18 protein-coding genes and 1 pseudogene are annotated in these 19,947 nt (G+C 73.5%); 13 read left to right on the forward strand and 6 right to left on the reverse strand.

Annotated features, from left to right (window positions below):
- Nucleotides 1-141: 141 nt before the first annotated feature.
- From C2L58_RS09660 to C2L58_RS09670, 3 genes and pseudogenes are all read right to left on the reverse strand, one after another.
- A complete protein-coding gene (locus tag C2L58_RS09660) occupies nucleotides 142-1,125 on the reverse strand; it encodes a hypothetical protein (protein ID WP_103337225.1) in 984 nt (327 codons plus the stop codon).
- A 91-nt stretch (nucleotides 1,126-1,216) separates the two neighbouring features.
- On the reverse strand, nucleotides 1,217-2,836 hold the full coding sequence (locus C2L58_RS09665) for a thiamine pyrophosphate-binding protein (protein WP_103337226.1): 1,620 nt from the start codon (nucleotides 2,834-2,836) through the stop codon (nucleotides 1,217-1,219).
- Nucleotides 2,833-3,606, reverse strand: a pseudogene (locus C2L58_RS09670) (cyclase family protein). The gene C2L58_RS09665 and the pseudogene C2L58_RS09670 overlap by 4 nt, the downstream one beginning before the upstream one ends.
- 111 nt (nucleotides 3,607-3,717) lie before the next feature.
- On the opposite strand from C2L58_RS09670, the gene C2L58_RS09675 reads away from it, so the two are divergent.
- The 9 genes from C2L58_RS09675 (at nucleotide 3,718) to C2L58_RS09715 (ending at nucleotide 14,068) form a co-directional block, all read left to right on the forward strand.
- Complete coding sequence (locus tag C2L58_RS09675; protein ID WP_103337227.1) at nucleotides 3,718-4,113, forward strand: GntR family transcriptional regulator; 396 nt, start codon at nucleotides 3,718-3,720, stop codon at nucleotides 4,111-4,113.
- A gap of 10 nt (nucleotides 4,114-4,123) precedes the next feature.
- A complete protein-coding gene (locus C2L58_RS09680) occupies nucleotides 4,124-5,008 on the forward strand; it encodes an ABC transporter ATP-binding protein (protein WP_103337228.1) in 885 nt (294 codons plus the stop codon).
- Nucleotides 5,005-5,976, forward strand: a complete 972-nt coding sequence (locus C2L58_RS09685) for an ABC transporter permease (protein ID WP_103337229.1) — start codon at nucleotides 5,005-5,007, stop codon at nucleotides 5,974-5,976. The genes C2L58_RS09680 and C2L58_RS09685 overlap by 4 nt, the downstream gene beginning before the upstream one ends.
- A 126-nt stretch (nucleotides 5,977-6,102) precedes the next feature.
- A complete protein-coding gene (locus C2L58_RS09690) occupies nucleotides 6,103-7,647 on the forward strand; it encodes a trypsin-like peptidase domain-containing protein (RefSeq protein WP_146073564.1) in 1,545 nt (514 codons plus the stop codon).
- The gene (locus C2L58_RS09695) at nucleotides 7,644-9,857 is read left to right on the forward strand and encodes a serine/threonine-protein kinase (RefSeq protein ID WP_103337231.1); all 2,214 of its coding nucleotides are present in this window, start codon (nucleotides 7,644-7,646) and stop codon (nucleotides 9,855-9,857) included. Before C2L58_RS09690 ends, C2L58_RS09695 begins: the two co-directional genes overlap by 4 nt.
- A 4-nt stretch (nucleotides 9,858-9,861) precedes the next feature.
- Nucleotides 9,862-11,298: a VWA domain-containing protein gene (locus C2L58_RS09700; RefSeq protein ID WP_103337232.1), complete on the forward strand. Its 1,437-nt coding sequence runs from the start codon at nucleotides 9,862-9,864 to the stop codon at nucleotides 11,296-11,298.
- Entirely contained in the window at nucleotides 11,295-12,410 is a 1,116-nt protein-coding gene (locus C2L58_RS09705) for a hypothetical protein (protein WP_103337252.1), read from the forward strand. Before C2L58_RS09700 ends, C2L58_RS09705 begins: the two co-directional genes overlap by 4 nt.
- On the forward strand, nucleotides 12,410-13,696 hold the full coding sequence (locus C2L58_RS09710) for an ABC transporter substrate-binding protein (RefSeq protein WP_103337233.1): 1,287 nt from the start codon (nucleotides 12,410-12,412) through the stop codon (nucleotides 13,694-13,696). Before C2L58_RS09705 ends, C2L58_RS09710 begins: the two co-directional genes overlap by 1 nt.
- A gap of 21 nt (nucleotides 13,697-13,717) precedes the next feature.
- Nucleotides 13,718-14,068 carry a CU044_2847 family protein gene (locus C2L58_RS09715; protein WP_103337234.1) on the forward strand — a complete coding sequence of 117 codons (351 nt, stop codon included), beginning with the start codon at nucleotides 13,718-13,720 and terminating at the stop codon, nucleotides 14,066-14,068.
- 4 nt (nucleotides 14,069-14,072) lie between these two features.
- Here the strand turns inward: C2L58_RS09715 and C2L58_RS09720 are convergent, their stop codons facing one another.
- Together C2L58_RS09720 and C2L58_RS09725 are read right to left on the reverse strand one after the other, a co-directional pair.
- Nucleotides 14,073-14,927 carry an SAM-dependent methyltransferase gene (locus C2L58_RS09720; protein WP_103337235.1) on the reverse strand — a complete coding sequence of 285 codons (855 nt, stop codon included), beginning with the start codon at nucleotides 14,925-14,927 and terminating at the stop codon, nucleotides 14,073-14,075.
- Nucleotides 14,928-15,025: 98 nt separating this feature from the next.
- Complete coding sequence (locus C2L58_RS09725; RefSeq protein ID WP_103337236.1) at nucleotides 15,026-15,220, reverse strand: hypothetical protein; 195 nt, start codon at nucleotides 15,218-15,220, stop codon at nucleotides 15,026-15,028.
- A gap of 215 nt (nucleotides 15,221-15,435) precedes the next feature.
- Here C2L58_RS09725 and C2L58_RS09730 point away from each other — a divergent pair, with 215 nt between their 5' ends.
- Together C2L58_RS09730 and C2L58_RS09735 are read left to right on the forward strand one after the other, a co-directional pair.
- Nucleotides 15,436-16,170: a sugar phosphate isomerase/epimerase family protein gene (locus C2L58_RS09730; RefSeq protein WP_103337253.1), complete on the forward strand. Its 735-nt coding sequence runs from the start codon at nucleotides 15,436-15,438 to the stop codon at nucleotides 16,168-16,170.
- Nucleotides 16,167-17,267, forward strand: a complete 1,101-nt coding sequence (locus C2L58_RS09735) for a Gfo/Idh/MocA family protein (protein ID WP_103337237.1) — start codon at nucleotides 16,167-16,169, stop codon at nucleotides 17,265-17,267. Before C2L58_RS09730 ends, C2L58_RS09735 begins: the two co-directional genes overlap by 4 nt.
- On the opposite strand, the gene C2L58_RS09740 is transcribed toward C2L58_RS09735, so the two are convergent.
- Nucleotides 17,264-17,851, reverse strand: a complete 588-nt coding sequence (locus C2L58_RS09740; protein WP_103337238.1) for a TetR/AcrR family transcriptional regulator — start codon at nucleotides 17,849-17,851, stop codon at nucleotides 17,264-17,266. The genes C2L58_RS09735 and C2L58_RS09740 overlap by 4 nt on opposite strands.
- 123 nt (nucleotides 17,852-17,974) lie before the next feature.
- On the opposite strand from C2L58_RS09740, the gene C2L58_RS09745 reads away from it, so the two are divergent.
- Both C2L58_RS09745 and C2L58_RS09750 read left to right on the forward strand, forming a co-directional pair.
- Nucleotides 17,975-18,751, forward strand: coding sequence for a DeoR/GlpR family DNA-binding transcription regulator (locus C2L58_RS09745; protein ID WP_233225648.1), 777 nt, complete (start codon nucleotides 17,975-17,977; stop codon nucleotides 18,749-18,751).
- A complete protein-coding gene (locus C2L58_RS09750; protein WP_103337239.1) occupies nucleotides 18,748-19,947 on the forward strand; it encodes an MFS transporter in 1,200 nt (399 codons plus the stop codon). The genes C2L58_RS09745 and C2L58_RS09750 overlap by 4 nt, the downstream gene beginning before the upstream one ends.

Genomic DNA, 19,947 nt, shown 5'->3' on the forward strand with positions numbered 1-19,947 from the left:
AACATCCACGAACCACTCCCATTCGCAGCCTGAACACGGGAAAGGCCCGCAGCCACACGGCTACGGGCCCACCCGTGGGCGTCTCCGGTCAGAGCCTGCCGACCAAGGTCGCCAGGCTCTGGTCCGGCAGCCCGCGGCGAGTCAGCCGCGCAGCAAGACTCCGGATGTCCGTTCCCGCTCGAAGAACACCTCCGGCCACTCGATCGAGTCCGGTGGTGCGTCGAGCGCCGCGGCTCGGCGGTGGAGCTCGGCCAGGTAGCCCGCGTCCAGGACCGCTCGGGCCGACAACGGCTCGCGCAACAACAGATCCGCCGGGCCCTCGTACAGGTACGCGTCCACGCCCGGGTAGCCGCGCGTTCCCGGCGGGTACTCGCGGTTCAGCGGAAAGGACGTCGTCTCCAGCGCGCCCAGCCACGAACCTTTCACCGGCACCAACGCCGGCCACGCGCCCAGTCGGCGCTCGAGGCGGGCGTTGTCCGCCGTGAACCCCCGGTGGTCCGCGATCACGTACGCCGCTCCGGGGTGCTCGCGTTCCAGTTGGGCCACCGCGCCGCTGCCGCCGTCGTGGGTCAAGTGGCCCAACCCGAACAACATCAGGGCCTTGCGGTTCCTCTGCAGCACCTGCGTCTTCACCACCGACACGATCGAGGCGTCCCGGTCCAGGAACGGATCCAGATCCGCCGGCGTGTGCACGCGGCTCCAGTCGACCGGCGGATCGGTGGCCAGTACGCGGATCTTCCGCTCGGCGGGCAGCGTCGTGTTGACCTGCCGGACCAAGGCGAAAAGCTGCTCGTAGAACGTTGAAAACCCGCAGCTCGGCTGCGTCGTCTCGCGCCAGACACTGCTGATCTCCGGGACCTGGGCTCCGGCGATGTAGGCGTCCAGCAACGGCTGGAGACGCGCGTTGCCGCACTCCACCGCTATGTCGTTCACCCGCGCCGGAAACCTGGGGTCGCGGATCAGGTCGAACACGAGGGTTCCCACGTCCGGGCTGGACTTCGCCACGATCGCGTGGCTGTCGAACGCCGCCATCAGTGCCGCCACCGGATCGGGACGGTGCTGGCCCGCGTCCGCCGGAGTGGCGAGCAGGACGGCCGCCGCCAGGATGGCCAAGAAGAGTCGCACGAGAGCTCCTCGGATAGTTCCCCCACTGTCTTACTACTATAAGACAACTCGGCCAGCATTCAGGGCGGCCGAGTGCCGTGTCAAGACCGGGTCAGTGGCCGAACGCCTCCGCCAGCCACCATGATCCGCCGTCGTCGGCGATCTTGGCGTCGATCACCAGCGGGGCCGACCGCGGCCCCGCCAGCCACTCGTGCACCGCCGGCAGGTCCGCGGCCGAGCGCACCGTGACGCCCGTGCAGCCGAAGCCGCGGGCGATGGCCGCCAGGTCGGAGTCGGGGAAGCGGACCGTGGTCAGGTCCGCGTCGCCGAAGTGGTGGATCTCCGCGCCGTACGCCGCGTCATTGTAGACGATCACCACCAAGGGCAGCTCGAGGCGGACCGCGGTGTCCAATTCGGACAGTGCCATGTGGAACCCGCCGTCGCCCGTGCCCAGCACCGGCAGGCGGTCCGGGCGGGCCAGGGCCGCGCCGATCGCCGTGCCGAGGCCCAGGCCGATGCTCTGGAACGCCTGGGTGAAGCAGAACCCGTGCTCGTCGGGCACCGACAGGTACGCGCTCGGGTACCCCATGAAATTGCCCGAGTCGATCGAGACGATCCGCTCGGCCGGCAGCAGCTCGTCCAGGAGCCTGCTGAGGGTCCGCGGGTCGATCCGGCCGTCGCCGGACAGGTCTTCGTGCTCGACGTCGTTCCAGCGCCCGGCCGCGATCCGGGCCGCCACCTCGTCGGTGCGGTAGCCCTGGCGCGAAGGCGCCAAGGCGAGCACGTCGAGGGCGGTGCCCGTGACGTCGCCGACCACGCCCAGGTCGATCGGCCGGTGCGCGCCCAGCGCGGCCTGCTCGACGTCGACCTGGACCAGCTTCGCGTGCGGGCTGAGCAGCTTGCCGTGGCGGGTCGTCCACATGTTGAGCGCGCAGCCCCAGCCGACGACCAGGTCGGCGCCCACGATCAGCTCGGCCGCGGCCGGGGACGCGAAACCGCCCGAGATGCCCAGCGCGAACGGGTCGCCGTGGAACAGGCCGTGCGCCACGGCGGACGTCGCCGGCAGCGCGCCGCACCGGGCAGCGAGCTCGCGCAGCACGTCCCCGCTGCCGCGGGCGCCGCGGCCGGCGATGAACACCGGCCGCTCGGCGGCGGCCAGGAGGTTTGCCAAGGCCGCCACCGCGGCGGTGTCCGGTCGCACGAGAGCGGGTCCGGGGATGTCCGGCAGCGGGGGCGGGGCCGGCGCCGGCTGGGCCTGGACGTCGAGCGGGAGGTTCAGCACCACCGTCCGGCGCTGCTGGCGCGCCGTCCGGAACGCCCGCACGGTGTCGGCCACCGCCGTCGCGGCCGAGTGCACGCGTTCGGGGACCGCGCCGACCGCCTCCGCCAGGCCGTCCTGGTCGATGCGGAAGTTCGACAGCACGGACGCGGCCGCGGAGTCGGCCGTGAGGACCAGCATCGGCGTCCGGCTCTTGGCCGCTTCGGTGATGCCGGTGACGGCGTTGGTCAAGCCGCAGCCCTGGTGCAGCGACAGCACCGATACCTGGCCGCTCATCCGGGCGTAGGCGTCGGCCATGCTCGCCGCGCCGCCCTCGTGGCGGGCCGCGACGAACCGGACGCCGCCCGCGCGCAACGCGTTGGTGACCTCGAAGTTGCCGCTGCCCACCACGCCGAACGCCGTGCCGGCGCCGAGGCCGGCCAGCGTCCGGCCGACGAGTTCGGCGACGTTCACCGCTCCACCAGGGCCAGCACGCGGGCGGGACTGCCCGAGCCGCCGACGATCGGCAGCGGCGAGACCAGCAGCAGCACGCCGGTCGGCGGCAATGACGCGAGGTTCCGCAGCTGCGTCAGGCCGTGCTTCCCGGCGCCCAGCAGCAGTTCGTGGCAGGGGAACATCGGCTCGAGGCCGGGTGCCTGCCCCGCGTCGGTGCCCACCGTTTCGACGCCGAGCCCGGTGATCGGCGTTTCCTCGGCGAGCCACCGCGCGCACCCGGGTGCGACGCCGGGGGTGTGCGAGCCGGCCTCGTCGGCGTTGAGGAAGTCCTCCTGATCGCCGCTGCGCGCGTCCCAGCCGGTGCGGTAGAGCAGCCAGCCGCCGTCGGGCAGCGGCCCGTGCTCCGCCGTTCAGGCCCGGACGTCGTCGATCGAGAGCAGGAAGTCCGGGTCCTCGGCCGCCCGGGCCGAAAAGTCGAGCACGACCGCGGGCGCCACCAGCGTCTTCAGCGGGACCTGGGAGACGTCGTGACCATCCTTTCCGGACACCCAGTGCACCGGGACGTCGAGGTGGGTGCCGGTGTGCTCGCCGGTGTGGATGTCGTTCCAGTACCACCGCGGGCCGCGGTCGTCGTACCGGCTGATCTCCTCCAGGCGGAACGGGATCGTGTTGGCGAACGGCTCGGGCAGCTGGAGGATCGGCGTGCTCGAGCTCAGGGGAGCGGTGAGGTCGACGATCTCGATCGCGCCGCCCGCGATCGCCTTGCTCAGCCCGTCCAACAACGACATGCCTGCCTCCCGGTGCCGGTGTGCGTTCCGTCGATCAAGACCTTATGCCTTGACAGCCGGACACCGGCAGGTGTTGTCTTAATGTCGTAAGACAATAGGAGGGTGGGCAGGGTGATCGAGTTCGTCCTCGACGGCCGTTCCCGGGTGGCCACGTACATGCAGCTCGTCGTCCAGGTGAAGCAGGCGTTGCGCGTCGGCCTGCTGCGGCCCGGCGACCAGCTGCCGAAGGTACGGGCCGTGGCCGAGGCGCTGGCGATCAACCCGAACACCGTGCTCAAGGCCTACCGCGAGCTGGTGCTGGAGGGGCTGGCCGAAGGCCGCCCGGGGGTGGGCACGTTCGTCACCGGCAGCCTGGCCGGGCCCTCGCTGGGTCACCAGGCGCAGCTGCGCGAGGAACTGGTGGCCTGGCTGGAGCGCGCCGAAACCGCGGGGATGTCACCCGACGACATCGCCGCCCTCATCGAAACCACGATCCGCGGCGCCCGGGTGCCGCACGACCTGGCATAGGGAGTCCGGAATGGAACTGGCGGTGGAAGCCAGGGCGCTGGGCAAGCGCTACGGGCGCACCTGGGCGTTGCGGGACTGCGAGCTGGAGGTGCCCGCCGGGCGCATCGCCGCGCTGGTCGGCCCGAACGGCGCGGGCAAGACCACGTTGCTGCACCTGGCCGTCGGGCTGCTGAAGCCCGACGCGGGCGAGGTGCGCGTCTTCGGCCGTGAGCCGCGGTCCGCGCTGCCGGACATCGGGTTCGTCGCGCAGGACACCCCGCTCTACCGCGACTTCACCGCGGCGGAGCTGGTCACCATGGGCGGCAAGCTCAACCGCCGCCGCTGGGACACCGCGCTGGCGCGTGACCGGCTCGGCATGCTCGGCATCCCGCCGGACAAGCCGGTGGGGAAGCTGTCCGGCGGCCAGCGCGCCCAGGTCGCCCTGGCGCTGGCCCTGGCCAAGCGACCACGGTTGCTCCTGCTGGACGAACCCATCGCGAGCCTCGACCCGCTCGCGCGCCGCGAGTTCATGCAGACGCTGATGGGTGCCGTGGCCGAAAGCGAGACGACCGTGCTGCTGTCCTCGCACCTGCTCGCCGACCTCGAGCGCAGCTGCGATCACCTGATCGTCCTGCAGCGGTCCCGCGTCCGGCTGGCGGCACCGGTCGACGAACTGCTCGACAGGCACCGCACGCTCGTCGGGCCGCGAGCCGGGAGCGAATCCATCGCCGGGGTGGTGGAGGTGGTCCGCGCGAGCCACACCCAACGCCAGTCGACGCTGCTGGTCCGCCGCGGCGACGGCCCGATAGATCCACTGTGGACGGAGCACGAAGTGACCCTGGAAGACGTGGTGCTGGCCCACCTCGCCGAGGCGGAGACCCGCGTCCCCGCGTCCGCGTGGGAGGTGCCGGCATGATCTGGCTGATCTGGCGCCAGCACCGCAAGCAGGCCCTGTTCACCCTCGCCGCCCTGGCCGCGCTCGCCGCGATCATGGTGCCCACCGGCCTGGCGATGCACACCAAGTCCGCTGGCCTCGGCCTGGACGCCTGCCAAACCGCACTCGGCAGCGCGTCGCTGATCACGCAGACCGAGGCGGTCTCGCGCTGCGAGAGCCTCGGCCACCAGTTTCAGCAGGAGTTCGGCGGCATGGGGTTCATCGCCGTCCTGTTCGTGGTCATGCCGGTGCTGGTCGGCGTGTTCTTCGGGGCGCCGCTGGTGGCCCGCGAGGTCGAGCAGGGCACCCACCGTCTGGTGTGGACGCAGGGGGTGACCCGGCTGCAGTGGGCGCTGGCCAAGTTCGGCCTGGTCGGGGCGATGACCACCGTGCTGGCGGTCGGCTACGCGCTGGGCGTTTCCTGGTGGTTCGAGCCGGTGGTGAGCGCGAGCACCGGCCGGCTGAACTACCTCTCGTTCGACGTGCAGGGGATCGTCCCGATCGCGTACACGCTGTTCGCGCTGGCGCTGGGCGTCTTCGCCGGCACGTACTGGCGGAAGGTCCTGCCCGCCATGGGGATCGCCCTGGTCGGGTTCGCGGCGGTCCGCGTCGCGATCGAGGTCCTCGCCCGGCCGCGGTACCTGCCCGCGCAGAGCCTCACGTTCGCCCCGGCCGGCGGGCAGACGCCGAATCCGGCGTCGGGCGACTGGGTGATGGACCTCGGCATCCGCAACGCGGCCGGGGAGCTGGTCGTGCCGAACGCCCAGATCGGCCCGTGCCCGCCCGGTGGCTGCGGTGACCGCCCCGCCGGTCCCGGGGCGGTCAACTGGCTGCGGTTCCAGCCGGGGGACCGGTTCTGGCTGTTCCAGGGCATCGAGACCGGGATCTTCGTGCTCCTGGCGGCGGCGCTGGTGTTCTTCGCCCTCCGCCGGCTGCGCATGATCGCCTGACCGGCGCGGTCGCGGGTTCGTGATTTCCCCACGGTGGCGCGGAGTCAGCGGCCGATCGGGTGATCTGCCGGGGTAAGCGGGCGAACCCGTCCCGGAGGGCCGTGCGGGGTCGTAAGGTCGCACCCGGTGAGGGAGCACAACGGTTCTGCCGAGGGGCGCGCGGGGGATCCGGAACCGTGGCGAGTGTGCTTGGTGAACTCGTCGGGCCGGGCACTGGGCGCCGGGATGCTGCTGGGCGAATCCACGGTGCTCACCTGTGCGCACGTGGTGCAGGCCGCGGGGGAGGAAGCGCTTTCGGGGGCCCACGTGCTCGTGCGCTTCGTCGGCCTGGACGGGATGCCGGAGACGCTCGCCGCCGTGCGGCCCGGTTGCTGGGTGCCGCCGACGGAAGACGGCCGCGGCGACATCGCGCTGCTGGACCTCGCCGAAGCGTTCCCCCACGTGCCCGGCGCCCCGCTGGTGCGCCTGGGTGCCGTCCGCGACCGGGTGGTCCACACCTACGGCTTCCCGGCTCCGCACCGCTACGGCGTCTGGGTGAACAACGCCGAACTGGCCGGGCCGGCCGGCGCCGCCGGGGAATGGATCCAGCTCAACTCGCCGCTGCCCGGCGAGCGCGTGCGGCGCGGGTTCAGCGGCGCGGGCGTGATCGACAAGGCGACCGGTGCGGTGCTCGGCATGGTGGTCACCGAGTACACCGACGAACGGGCGGGGCTCGCCTACCTGATCCCGGTGGAGGTGATCGTCCGGCACGTGCCGGACGTCGCCCGGTGGGTGGGGGAGCCGCCACGGCCGACGGCCGGCCCGCTGATCGTCGTCATCGGCGATCGCGATTCCACCGGCCGGGAGGGTCTCCTGGCGCAGGTGCGGCGTGAACGCCGGGTGTCCCGCCCACCCGGGACCGACCGGGCGCCCGGCGGGCAGCTCACCGCGATCGTGGACGCGACCGGCAAGACCACCGGCGAGGTGGCCGAGCACGTCAGCGCCGGCATCAGCACCGGAGAGGTCGTCACCGTGCTGCAGACGAACCCGGAAGACGTCGCGGTGGCGGTGACCGGCGTCGAAGACGCCCGGGCGCCGGAAGAAGTGCTCACCGACGTGGTGCGGCCGCTGATGGACCAGGGCGCCACCGTGCTGCTCCAGTTCAACGGGCCCGACTCGCCCGGCGTGCGCCTGGCGCGGCGCTGGGAGAACGAACGGAACGCGCGGCGCCTGGATCGGCTGGCGCTGCTGGTCGACATGGTGGAGCACGAGGAGGACCGCACACGGGAACGAGCCGCCCGGATCGGTTCGCACGCGGCGGTGCCCGGCAGCTCCGCGGACCTGCGCCTGCGGCTGGCCGCGCTGCGTTCGGCGGGCGAGCGGATCGAACCCGGCCGCGTGCGGCGGGCCCTCGCGGCGACCGAACGGGACGCGGAAGCGGCCCGGTGGGAGCTCGTCAGGCGGTACGCCGAACTGGACGCACTGGCCGCGCGGCACGACGAACTGCGCGGGCGGCTGCGCGGCTACAACGCCAAGGCGACCGACGCGGGCCTGATGGAAGACGAGGAACTGGCCGACCTGTACCGCCCGGCCATGGCGGCGCTGACCGCGCGGCCGGCCGAACCGGAGGCCGCGGCCGGGCTGGTCGAGCGGTACGTGCGGGCGGTCCGCCGCCGGCTGGAGGGCGCGTGACGACGGAACCGGTGTGGTGCCACGGACAACCGGTCGGGCCGACCGGGTTCTGCGAGGTGTGCGGCCGCCTCCGGGTGCCGGCCGAGCCGCCGGCCACGCCTGGGCCGGCTCCCGAGAGCACCCGGCGCAGTGTTGACCTCGGCCGCAGTGTCGAACTCTGGAGCGGCGAGGCCGACTTCCAGTCGCTGCCCGCGATCGAGGTACCCGACCCCGAGAAGCTCGTCCTCGCCGACCCGGACTACCCCGAGCAGCACCGGTTCTGCGGCCACTGCGGGGAACCCGTCGGCCGCGCCTACGCCGCCGAACCCGCCATCGCCGAGGGGTACTGCGAAAACTGCGGCGAACACTTCTCCTTCCTGCCCAAGCTGAAACGCGGCGAGCGGGTCGGCGACCGCTACGACGTCCTCGGCTGCTTCGCCCGCGGCGGGCTCGGCTGGGTGTACCTGGCCGCCGACACCGCGCTCGCCGGCCAGCACGTCGCGCTCAAGGGCGTGATCAACAGCGGCAACGCCGTGCTGCGCGCGATGGCGCGGGTCGAGCGCGACGTGCTCGTCCGGCTCGACCACCCGAACATCGTGCGCATCAGCGACTTCGTCGAGCACGCGCCGCCCGGCGGCGGCGAACCGGACACCTACCTGGTGATGGAGTACGTCGGCGGGCGGTCGCTGCGGGACCTGCTGAAACACGGGCCGCCGCCGCGCGTGGAGCACGTGATCGTCTACGGCCGGGCGATCCTCGGCGCGCTGGACTACCTGCACGGCGAAGGCCTGCTCTACTGCGACATGAAGCCGGAGAACGTGATCCACGGCGACAAGCGGGTCAAGGTCATCGACCTCGGCGCGGCCCGCTCGATCGCGGACCCGGCCGGGCCGAGCATCGGCACCGAAGGGTTCCAGGCACCGGCGCACGAGCTCGCCCGGCACGGCCTGACCGTGCGCTCGGACCTGCACACCGTGGGCCGGACGCTGCAGGTGCTGCTCGAAGCCGCGAGCGAAGACGCCGATCCGGCCCGCGTCGCCGGCGGTCTCGACTCGCTGCACCGGGTGCTCGAACGCGCGGTCGCGCCGTTCGAACGGCGGTTCGCCACCGCGTCCGAAATGGCCGAGCAGCTCGACGGGGTGCGCCGGGAAATCCTTTCGCTGCGCGACGAACGGCCGCGGCCGGTGCCGTCGGCGTTGTTCGAGGACACCGCGGAACTGCTCGACGACGGCCTCGGCGCGGTGCCCGGCCTCGACCACTGGGTCGGCGGCGAACGCGTCGCCGGCCGGTTGGACCTGGGCCTGCCGGGTGCCGCCGGCGGCGCCGGCCGGCTGCCGATCCCGCGAGTCGCTCCCGACGACCCGGCGGCCGAGTTCATCGCCGCCGCGGGAGCGCCCGGCCCGCACCGCTGGCTGGACAAGCTGACGATGTTCGGGCAGCCCTCGGTCGAGATCGCGTTCGCCCGGACGCGGGCCCAGGTCGCGCTCGGGAACTCCGATGCCGCGGCCGCGGCCCTGGCCGCCGCCGAAGAACAGCTCGGGACCGAGGCCGCGCGGGACTGGCGGGCGGCGTGGCACCACGGGCTGCTGGCGCTGGCCCGCGACGACGCCGAGCAGGCGACGGCCGCGTTCGACCGGGTGCACCGCGGCTGGCCCGGCGAAATCGCCCCGAAGCTGGCGCTCGGCTTCTGCGCCGAACTGCGCGGGGAGACCGAGCAGGCCGAACGCTGCTACCGCTCGGTGTGGCACCGCGACCACGGCCAGGCCAGCGCCGCCTTCGGCCTGGCCCGCTGCCACCTGCGCACGCACGGCCGCGACGCCGCGGTCGCCCTGCTCGACGCGGTGCCGCCGGTCTCGCGCCACTACGACGCCGCGCGGATCGCCGCCGTGCGGATCCGGGCCGGGCGCCTGCCGTCCGGGCCGCCCGGCCGCGACGACTTCGCCGACGCGGCGCGCCGGCTGCCCGAGCTCTACCTCGACCGGGAGGCCCAGGACCGGCTGGAGGCGCTGGTCCGCGAGGCCGCGCTCGCCGAGCTGCCCGCCCTGGCCGGAATCGCCGGCCGCGAAGACTGGTACGGCGGCGCGCTCCTCGGCGAGCGCGTCACCGAACGCGGCCTGCGCTCGCTGGTGGAGGTGTCCCTGCGCCGGCTCGCCGAGCGGGCGCCCGACCGCACCTCCCACGGCGTGCTGGTCGACCTCGCGAACTCCGTCCGGCCGAAGACGAGAAGGTGATCGGATGCCCGAGGAGGACCGCCCGTCGTTCACCCTTCAGCTGAGCCAGAACAAGTACCTGGCGCCCGCCGACGACCGGATGGACGTCGTGCTCACCGTGCGGGTGGGCGACGCCGGGGTGCCGGCGGCCGGGCTGCCGCCGACGGCCGAGCTGCTGCTGGTGGACTGCTCGAGCTCGATGGACTGGCCGCCGACGAAGATCGAAGCCGCCCGGCACGCCTGCCGGGCGGCCATCGGCTCGCTGCGGGACGGCGTCCTGTTCGGGGTGGTCGAATGCACCAGCCGGGCCCGGCTCGTGTACCCGGCCGAGCCGCCGCTGGCGGTGGCCGGCGAGCGGACCCGCCACGAGGCGAAGGCCGCGGCCTCCGGGCTGATCGCCGGGGGCGGCACGGCGATGAGCACGTGGCTGGACCTGGCCCGGGAGCTGTTCGGGAAGACCCCGGCCGTGATCCGGCACGCGGTGCTGCTCACCGACGGCAAGAACGAGTCCGACCACCGGGGGGCGCTGGACGCCGCGCTCGACCGCTGCCGGGGCCGGTTCGCCTGTGACGCCCGGGGAATCGGCGACGACTGGGATCCGCGGGACCTGCAGCGGATCGCGTCCGCCCTGCGCGGCAGCGCGGACGCCGTCCTGGAGGACGCGGAGCTCGCCGGGGACTTCCGGCGCCTGGTCGAGCAGGCGATGGGCCGGACCGTGCCGGACCTGCGGCTGCGGATGACCACGCTGCCCTACAGCCGGCTGCGGTTCGTCAAGCAGGTCTTCCCGACCGAGGTCGAACTCACCCGGCAGTGCCAGGCAAAAGAGGGCCGCGCGCTCGAGCTGCCCACCGGGGCGTGGGGCGACGAGCTGCGCGAGTACCACCTCTGCCTCGACGTCGACGCGGGGGAGCTGGCGCGGTACGAAGACCGATTGCTGGGCACGGTCACGCTCTTCGCCGGCGACGAGCCGGTCGGCGACCAGCTGGCCGTCGTCGGCTACCTCACCGACGACCTGGCGCTCTCCAGCGTGCCGGACGACAACGTCGCCCGCGTCACCGGGCAGGCCGAGCTGGGCCGCGCGGTCCGGGCGGGTTGGGAGGCCTTCGAGCGCGACGACCGGGTGACGGCGGCGCGCGAATGGAGCACCGCGGTCCAGCGGGCGACCGAGCTGGGCAACGCGGAGATCCTCAAGCGCCTGGGCCGGCTGATCGACGTGCACGACGACGGCACGGTCGCGATCAAGGACGGCGTCCGCCCGCGGGACGGCTTCTCCCTGGTGCTCGGTTCGACCATCTCCACCTACACCGGCTCGGCGGAACCCGCCGCCGCCGTCGCCGCCGCCCCGCCCGAAGCCGACGTGGCCCTGCGCGAATGTGTCCACTGTGGACGAAAGGTGCGGCCGACGGCGAAGTGGTGCCGGCACTGCGGCGAGCCGCCGTTCGAGGCGGGAGCGCCTTCGTGACCGCGACCAGCACCACCCGGCAGACCCTCTGGTGGCTGCGGCTCGGGCTCGTGGCCGCCAGCGTGCTGGTGCTGGGGACGGCGCTGGCGACCTTCCTCGGCGTACGGGCCAGCATCGCCGAGGTGCGGGAGCGAACCGCACCCGCGGTGCTCGAAGTGTCACTGGCCAAGGAGGCGATCGTGGCCGCACACCGGGCGGCGGTGACCGCGTTCGACGCCCGGCAAGCGCGCCTGACCGGCCCCAGCGAGCAGTACGAGGATGAAATCGCCCGGACGAGCCAGCAGCTCGCCCAGGTCGCCGAGCACAACGCGGCGGGCGGGGCGGGCAGCCAGACACTGCTGTTGATCGAAGGGCTGCTGCCGTCGTACAACGGTTTCATCGGGCACGCCGCCGCCCACTTCCGGGAGGACCCGGACGGCCCGCTCGCCGCGAGCAACCTGCAGTCCGCGTCGGACCTGCTGACCGCGCCGGAGAACGGGATCCTCGCCCGGCTCGACGCGCTCGAGGCCGCGCAGCGCGCCGCCCTGGACCGGCAGCTCGGGGCGAACTGGCTGGGTCCCGCGATCACAGCGCTGTGGGCGGTGCCGCTGGTGTTGCTGCTCGCCGCGCTCGTCTGGGCCCAGCGGTTCCTCGCCCGGCGGTTCCGGCGCACGGTGAACACCGCGCTGCTGGCCGCCACGGTGGCGTGCGTGCTGCTGGGCGCGGGAACGGCGCTGCTGCTCGGCATCCAATCCGACGCCCGGGACGGCGGTACCGCGCTGGAGCACACCGTCGACGCGCGGTCCGCGGCCACTTCGGCGGCCGCCGGCCGGGCCCGGTGGACCCTCGCCCAGGTGCTGACCGCCCAGTGCGGGATCGAGGGGGTGGCCGCGTGCGGTGACACGGTGACCGCGTTCGCCGCCGGGACACCCGTCCCGGCCGCCGTCCCGGACGAGCCGCCGGGCGCCGTCGACGAATCGGCACTGCTGGGCCCGGGACTCACCGAACCGGGCTGGACCGGGGCGCTCGGCTACGGGATTCCGGTGCTGGCCGCCGGAATCGGCGTCCTGTCGGTAGGTGGCCTGCAACCCCGGCTCGACGAATACCGGTTCCGCGCGAGGAGAGAGCCGTGATGAAGCGCTGCGCCGGTCCGGTGCTGGCCCTCGTGCTCCTGATCTCCGGGTGTGCCGCCGGGACCGGTGCGGAGCCGGTGACCGTGCTGGGGTCGTGGACCGGCGACGAGCAGACGGCGTTCCTGCGGGTCCTCGACGGGTTCACCCGGGAGACCGGGATTCCCACGCTCTACCAGGGCACCCGCGCGCAGAGCCAGGTGCTGCGCGGGGACCTGCAACAAGGGACTCCGCCCGACGTGGCGGTGCTGTCCAACCCGGCCGAGCTGGCGGGCTACGCGCAGTCCGGGAAGCTGAAGTCCCTCGACGGCGTCCTCGACGCGGACGCGACCGCCGCGTACAGCTCGACGTGGCGGAAACTGCAGCAGCTCGGCGGGAACACGCCGTACACGGTCGTGGTGAAGGCGGATCTGAAGAGCATCGTCTGGTACGACCCGGACCGGTTCCGGGAAGACCCGCCGGCCACCTGGGACGCGCTCGTGGCGACCTCCCGGCGGCTGTCCGCCGCCGGGCAGCCGCCGTGGTGCCTCGGCATGGGGGCGCCGCCGAACTCCGGGTTCCCGGGCACCGACTGGCTCGAGGACATCCTGCTGCACCAGGCTCCGGACAAGTACGGCAAGTGGGCGGCCGGCGAGCTGGCCTGGACCGACGAGGTCGTGCGCGACGCGTGGCTGAGCTGGGGCACGCTGGTCCTGGCGCCGGGCGCGGTCCGCGGGGGCAGCACGGCGGCCCTGCTCACCTCGTTCGCCGACGCCGGCCGGGGCCTGTTCGCCGATCCGCCCCACTGCCTGCTGGAGCACCTCGGCTCGTTCGCGATCGGCGGCTACCGGGCGGTCCCGCGGCCGGCCGGGCCACCCGTGCCCGACCGGGACTTCCGGTTCTTCCCGTTCCCGGGCACCGGGAAGCCCTCGCGGTCGGAGGTGTCGGCCGACCTCGCCGGGATGTTCCACGACACCCCGGCCGCACGCCGGCTCATGGTCTACCTGGCCGGGGAACAGGGGCAGCGGATCTGGCCGTCCGGCGGGACGACGTTCTCGGTGCACCAGGGTCTCGCCGGCCGGGACGTGTACCGCAGCGACGTGACCCAGCGGATCGCGACGACCCTGGCCACGGGCACCGACCTCTGCTTCGACGCGTCGGACCTGATGCCCTCGGCGATGACCAGCGCGTTCTACCAGGCGGTGCTGGAGTACCTGGCCCACCCGGACCGGCTGGACACCCTGCTCCGGGAGCTCGAGCAGGTGCGCCGCGGCATCGGCCGGGAGCAATGGCTCGACCTGCCGTGCTGAACCCGTGCGAAAGGAGATCCGGTGCAGGAGTTCGTGCGTTTCCCGCTGGCCGACGGCGGTTCGGTGGTCGTCGAGGTCGAAGGGGAGCCGGGCCTGGAACAGGCGTCGGTGCCTTCCGGGGTGCTCCGCAAGGCGACCACGACCTTCGAGCACGCGCTGAGCGAAGTCCGCGCGGCCGCGTCCGCCGCGCTGACCCAGTTCCGCGACCTCGGCCCGGACGAGGTCGAGCTCAAGTTCGGCGTCAAGCTCGACGCCCAGGCCGGGGCCGTGATCGCGCGCACCGGGCTGCAGGGCCAGTTCGAGGTCAAGCTGAAGTGGCTGCGCGCCGGGGCGGTGCCGGCCGAAGAGACAGCGGAGGAACCGGAAGGGTGAGGCGCTACGGCTTGTAGCCGACGATCCCGGCCACGCACTTGGCGGAGTCGCTGAGCGGCGTGAGCCGGGGGCCGTCCGGCCACCACTCGTCGCAGACCGCCATGCCCGGCGCGGAGGTCGCGTTCGGCTGGACCAGTTCGAGGCCGGCCAGCATGGCTTCGATCTCCGCGCGGGTGCGGAAGCGGCCGGCGCCGAGCGGACCGGAGACCAGGATCTGCTCGATGCGCTTGGCGATCGCGGTCAGCTCCGGCACCTCGGGGTCGAAGAAGTGCGACAGCACCACGTACGAACCCGACGGCAGCGCGTCGATGTATTCGCGCATGAGGTCGACGACGCCGTCGCCTTCGAAGTGGTGCATCGTGCCGACCTGCAGCAGCGCGACCGGCTCGGAGAAGTCGACGTGCGCCAGGACTTCCGGGTGGCCCAGGACTTCCTGCGGCTTGAAGATGTCCGCCTCGACCATGTGCGTGAAGTCGTTCTCGACGAGCAGCGCGCGGCCGTGGGCGAGGACCACCGGGTCGTTGTCGATGTAGACGACCGTGTGGTCCTTGTCGATGCGCTGCACGATCTGGTGGGTGTTCTCGGCCGTCGGCAGCCCGGACCCGCAGTCGAGGTACTGGCGGATCCCGGTCTGGTTGGCCAGCATCCGCAGCGCGCGGTTGTGGAACCCGCGGTTGCCGCGGGCGATGTCCACCGCTTCCGGGACGGCCGTGCGGATCTTGTCCATCACCACGCGGTCGACTTCGTAGAAGTTGTGCCCGCCGAGGAATCCGTCGTAGATCCGCGCGATGCTCGGCCGGGCGGGGTCGACGCCCACCGGCTTCTGGCTCGGGGACAGCACGGACGGCGTGTCGGACATCGCGACCTCGCAGGACTGTGGAGTGCGGCGTTGGCGGGTGGCGTGGGGCCACCCAGAGTAGTAGGTCGCGTCCGGGCGGTGAAGCCGAGGTGGCCCGTTCAGCCGCTCGGGCGGAGCCGCTGGCCGGGGATGTCGGCCGCGCGCTGGGCGCGTTCCCGCCGCAGCCGCGCGAGGTGCTGGTCGATCCGCCGGTCGAGGTCGCGCGCGGCCTCGGACAGGTCCGTCAGGTCGCGCCGGGACGCCGAGCGCCCGACGGCGGCCCCGGTGTCCCTTTCGTTCCCTGCCCTGTCCACTACCGGCACCTCCCGGATCGGCCCTGGCTCCCTGCTCTTGGCGTTACTGCCCCATCGGGCGGTTGCCAAAACCCCGCCGCCGTGAGCCGCCGCACCCGGGACCCGCTCCGCCGGCCGGTGGATCGGCCGAAAATCCCCTGGTCACAATTTTGACCAGGTGGTAGAAATTGAGGAGCCGCGGCCGACGGCGCCACGGCGAAGTGGAGGAGCCGGTGATGAGCGTGCCTTCCGTGCAGCTGTATTCGGTCCGAGACGCCTTCGCGGCCGATCCCGCCGACACCCTGCGGCGGCTCGCCGCGATCGGCTTCACACAGGTGGAGCCGTACGGCGTCCTCGAAAACGCCGAGGCACTGCGGGCCGGGCTGCCCGCCAACGGCCTGACCGCCCCGACCGCGCACGCGCAGCTGCTCGGCGCCGACCAGCACGCCGTCTTCGCCGCCGCGGCCGAGCTGGGCATCGGCCTGGTGATCGACCCGTTCGTGCCGCCCGAGCGGTGGCAGGAGCCCGCCGACATCGCGGCCACGGCGGAGGGGCTCAACGCGGCCGCGAAGCTCGCGGCCGAGCACGGCGTCCGCGTCGGCTACCACAACCACTGGTGGGAACTGGAGTCCCGGATCGACGGCCGCAGCGCTTTCGAGGTGTTCGCCGAGCAACTCGACCCGGCGGTCGCCCTGGAGGTCGACACCTACTGGGCCACCGCGGGCGGCGAGGACGCGCCCGCCCTGCTGCGGCGGCTCGGCGACCGGGTGCGGGCCGTCCACGTCAAGGACGGCGGGCTCGCCACCGACGCCACCGGCCAGGTCCCCGCCGGCCAGGGCCGGGTGCCGGTCGCCGAGGTGCTGGCCGCCGCGCCGGACGCGCTGCGCGTGGTGGAGTTCGACGCCTTTGACGGCGACCTCTTCGAGGCCATCGCCGCCAGCCACGCCTTCTTGACCGGCGCGGGCCGGTGACCGGCGGCCCGGTCGGCGTCGGGATCATCGGCACCGGCGTCATCAGCGGCACCTACCTCGAGAACCTCACCGCCTTCCCGGACGTCCGCGTGCTGCGGGTCGCCGACCTCGACACCGGGCGCGCGGCGGCCCGCGCGGCCGAGCACGGCGTGCCGCGATCGGGCACCGTGGCCGAGCTGCTGGCCGACCCGGACGTCGAGCTGGTCGTCAACCTGACCGTCCCGGCCGCGCACGCCGAGGTCGGGCTCGCCGCGCTCGAAGCGGGCAAGCACGTGTGGACCGAGAAGCCCCTCGCGCTGGACCGCCAGACCGGCCGCAAGCTCCTCGATCGCGCACGGGAGCAGAACCTGCGCGTGGCCGGCGCGCCCGACACCGTGCTCGGCGCCGCGCTGCAGACCGCGCGGCAGGCCGTCGACGCGGGCCGGATCGGCCGTCCCCTGACCGCCCTGGCGTTGTTCCAGGTGCCGGGGCCGGAGCGGTGGCACCCGGCGCCGGAGTTCTACTTCCAGCCCGGCGGCGGGCCGCTGCTCGACATGGGCCCGTACTACCTGACGGCCCTGGTGCACCTGCTGGGCCCGATCCGGCGCGTCACCGGCGCCGGCGGGCGGGCGCGCGACACCCGGGTCGTCGGGTCCGGGCCGCGGGCGGGCACGCAGTTCCCGGTGTCGGTGCCGACGACGGTCTCCGCGCTCGTCGAGTTCGAGAGCGCCTCGGCGCAGCTGGTCCTGAGCTTCGACTCGGCGCTCCACCGGACCGGGCTGCTCGAGCTGACCGGCGCGCTCGGCACCGCCGTGCTGCCCGATCCCAACCGGTTCGACGAGCCGACCCGGCTGCACCTGCTCGACCGGGACGAGCCGGAAGAGCTGGCGCCGCAAGGACACGCGGCTTCGCGCGGCACCGGCGCGCTGGAGCTGGCCCGGGCGATCCGGGCCGGGGTGCCGGAACGCGCGTCCGGCGAGCTGGCCTACCACGTGCTCGACGCGATGCTGGCCATCGACGAATCCATGACGCGCGGGCAGAGCGTGGAGGTCGCGAGCACCGTCGACGTGCCGCCGCTGCTGCCGGCGGGGTGGGACCCGTACGAGAAGACCCTCTAGAGCGGGACGGTGAGCAGGTTCTGCAGGTAGAAGCGCAGCGAGCCGACCAGGTCGACGGCGCCGGGCACGGTCAGCCACTGCACCTGCAGGCCGTCCATCAGCGCGATGAACGTCAGCGCCGCCATCGCGGGCTCGACACCCTCCCGCAGTTCGCCGCGGGCCGCGAGGGCTTCGAACGACTCGTGCACGCCGTCCCGCGCGGCCCGGTAGTGGCGCACGAAGTACTCGTGCGCCGGGTGGTCCGCGGCGACCGCTTCGGCGGCGAGCCGGGAGTAGAGGTCGACGATCCCGGGGTGGCGGACGTTGTGCTCGGCGAGGGCGACGAAGTGGCGCAGGACCGCCAGCCCGGGCGGCACGGTCAGCTGCTCGCGCTCGGCGTCCTCGGCGTCCCGGCGTTCGAGCACGGCGGCGAGCAGGGCTTCCTTCGTGGGGAAGTAGTAGAGGAGACCGGCGTGGGAAATCCCGACGCGCTTGGCGATTTCGCGCAGCGACGAGCCGTGGTAGCCGAGTTCGCCGTACGCCGCGGCCGCCGCCGTGATGATGTCTTCGCGGCGGATCCGGCCCTTCAGGTAGCCCCCCGTCACGGGGTCGCGGTGGTCTCGGCGGCGTGCACGGCACCATCATGCCGCAGCGGTCGTTCGCACATCTCACGTGAGCGAACGAACAAACCGGTGGTGCGAACGCGGGCGGCTTGCGAGCATCACGGCGTGAAGAGCGCGGACCGGCAACGGGTGATCGTGGAGCGGCTGCGGGACTTCGACCAGGTGGGCGTCGCCGAGCTGGCCGAAGCGACCGGCGCGTCGGAGATGACCGTCCGCCGCGACCTCGACCACCTCGCATCCCGGGGCGTGCTGCGCCGGGTGCACGGCGGCGCGGTCCCGGCGTCGCCGTCGGGGGTCGAACCGCCGTTCGCGGCCCGCGCCACGGCCGCGATGGCGGCCAAACGGGCCATCGCCGCCGCGGCGGCGAAGCTGATCCGCGACGGTGAGACGGTCGTCCTCGACAGCGGCACGACGGCGCTGGAGCTGGCGCGGCTGCTGCGCGGGCGCCCGGTCACCGTGATGCCGCTGTCCCTGCACGCGGTCCGTGAGCTGGCCGACGACCCGGACGTCCGGCTGCTGCTGCCCGGCGGCGAACCGCGGCCGGGGGAGCAGGCCCTGGTGGGCCCGCTGACGCTGGCGTCGCTGCGGGCCCTGCGGTTCGACGTCGCCGTGATCAGCCCCTGCGCGCTGGGCCTCGACTCCGGGCTCACCGCCTTCGACCTGGGCGACGCCGAGGTCAAGCAGGCCGCTCTCGACGTCGCGGCCCGGGCGATCGTGCTCGCCGACGGCGCCAAGTGGGGCCGGGCCGCGCTCGCCCGCATCTGTCCCGCCGACCGCGCCGACGTGGTGATCACCGATCCCGTGGCGCCCGAGGACCAGCGTGCCGCGCTGGCCGAGCGCGGCGTGCTCGTGCACGTCGCCGTCCCCCTGGAGAGCCGATGACCGTCCCGCCCCGCCCGCGCGCCGCCCGGTTCGCGACCTTCATGTTCTTCGGCCTCAACGGGTTCGCGATGGGCATGTGGGTGGTGCACATCCCGGACATCGAGCGCGCGACGGGCATCTCGCACAGCACGCTGGGCGCGCTGCTGCTGGCGCTCGGCGGCGCCGCGTTCGCCGGCATGCAGGTCGCCGGCCCGCTCGTCGACCGGCTGGGGCACCGGCGGCTCGTGCCGGCCGCGGGCGTGCTGATGGGGCTCGCGGTGTGCGCGCCGGGGTTCGCGGACTCGTGGTGGACGCTGGGCCTGGGGCTGATCGGCTTCGGCTTCGGCAACGGCTCAATCGACGTCGGGATGAACTCCCACGCGGTGGTCGTGGAACGGGCCTACCCACGCCCGATCATGGCGGCCTTCCACGCGATGTGGTCGATCGGCGGCGCGATCGCCGCGGTCATCGGCGCGGCGACGCTCGGCGCGGGCGTGCCCACCGGGGTGACGCTGACCGGCACTGGCCTGCTGTGCGTGCTGCTTTCCGTGCTGTCGGCGCGATTCCTGATGGAGCCGGCCGCGGTGCCTTCTCCGGAGGTGCCTGCTGCCGGCTCCTCCGGGGCGGTCGGCACGCGCCGGCCCCCGGGCCGCACGGTCTGGCTGCTCGGCCTGCTGGCACTCGCGCTGATGCTGTCGGAGGGCGTCGCGAACGACTGGGCCGCGCTGCACATGGAAAAGGTGCTCGGCACGTCGGCGTCCACCGCGGCGCTGGCGTACGGCGCGTTCGCGGTGGCGATGACGACCGGCCGCTTCCTGACCGACCGCGTCGCGGCCTGGGCGGGCCCGGCGGCGATCGTCCGCTATGGAGCGACGCTGGCGGCGGTCGGCCTGACGACGGCCGCGGCGGCCCCGTGGGTGCCGCTGTCCCTGGTGGGCTGGGCGCTGTTCGGCCTGGGCCTTTCGGGCGGCGTCCCGCAGCTGTTCTCGGCGGCGGGCAACCTGGACACGCGGGCGTCGGGCGCGTTGATGGCCCGGGTGGTCGGCCTCGGGTACGTCGGCCTGCTGGCCGGCCCGGCGCTGATCGGCGGGCTGACCCGGTGGATGCCGTTGAACGTGACCTTCGGGGTGCCGGTGGTGCTGTGCATCCTGGCGGCGGTGTTCGCGGGGGTGCTGAGCCCGAAGCCGGAGCCGGTGGAGCAGCCCGTCGGCTCCTGA

The organism is Amycolatopsis sp. CA-126428, assembly GCF_002904335.1.
Taxonomy (GTDB): domain Bacteria; phylum Actinomycetota; class Actinomycetes; order Mycobacteriales; family Pseudonocardiaceae; genus Amycolatopsis.

Excerpts from the sequence above, each read along its gene's own strand:
- C2L58_RS09680 (WP_103337228.1), top strand. The coding sequence starts at position 4,124 with ATGGAACTGGCGGTGGAAGCCAGGGCGCTGGGCAAGCGCTACGGGCGC.
- C2L58_RS09685 (WP_103337229.1), top strand. The coding sequence starts at position 5,005 with ATGATCTGGCTGATCTGGCGCCAGCACCGCAAGCAGGCCCTGTTCACC.
- C2L58_RS09700 (WP_103337232.1), top strand. The coding sequence starts at position 9,862 with ATGCCCGAGGAGGACCGCCCGTCGTTCACCCTTCAGCTGAGCCAGAAC.
- C2L58_RS09710 (WP_103337233.1), top strand. The coding sequence starts at position 12,410 with ATGAAGCGCTGCGCCGGTCCGGTGCTGGCCCTCGTGCTCCTGATCTCC.
- C2L58_RS09720 (WP_103337235.1), bottom strand. The coding sequence starts at position 14,927 with ATGTCCGACACGCCGTCCGTGCTGTCCCCGAGCCAGAAGCCGGTGGGC.
- C2L58_RS09730 (WP_103337253.1), top strand. The coding sequence starts at position 15,436 with ATGAGCGTGCCTTCCGTGCAGCTGTATTCGGTCCGAGACGCCTTCGCG.
- C2L58_RS09750 (WP_103337239.1), top strand. The coding sequence starts at position 18,748 with ATGACCGTCCCGCCCCGCCCGCGCGCCGCCCGGTTCGCGACCTTCATG.